The sequence below is a fragment of the Caballeronia sp. GAFFF2 genome (genome assembly GCF_023631485.1).
Classification (GTDB): Bacteria; Pseudomonadota; Gammaproteobacteria; order Burkholderiales; family Burkholderiaceae; genus Caballeronia.
The window spans coordinates 1-493 of the sequence record NZ_JALQDA010000101.1; the positions used below are offsets into that span (position 1 = coordinate 1).

Genomic DNA, 493 nt, shown 5'->3' on the forward strand with positions numbered 1-493 from the left:
TCGACCGGACTAAGAGAGCCGAGCGAGACCTTGATCCGTGTTGCGTTGTACCACCGGATATAGGAGTCGAGGACTTCGATAAACTGATCAACGGTCGTAGCTCGCCAATCACGAAGATAGAACATTTCCGTCTTGAGTCGCCCGAAGAAGCCCTCACACGCTGCGTTGTCCGGCGAACATCCTTTGCGTGACATCGAGCGAACAAGTCTTGCATCGCGCATTCGGGATAGCCATCCCGGCCATCGATAGTGAGCACCGCGATCAGAGTGGACCACTGGCCGATCATCGCTGTCGGCTACCGACTCGATGGCAGAGTCCAGCATGGCATTGACAAGTTCAGCATCGGGCCGCGTGCCGATCGACCAGCTCACAACGAGTCCGTCGAAGCAGTCTATTACCGGCGACAGATACACCTTGCCGGCAGGGATTTGAAATTCGGTGATGTCCGTGAGCCATTTCTGATTCGGGGCGGCTGCACGGAAATCACGATTGA

The 493-nt window shown here is 56.0% G+C and carries 1 protein-coding gene; it reads right to left on the bottom strand.

Going from position 1 to position 493, the window contains the following annotated elements:
• On the bottom strand, window positions 1-493 hold a 493-nt coding region (locus NCT04_RS34295; RefSeq protein WP_250470284.1), incomplete at both ends, for an IS3 family transposase.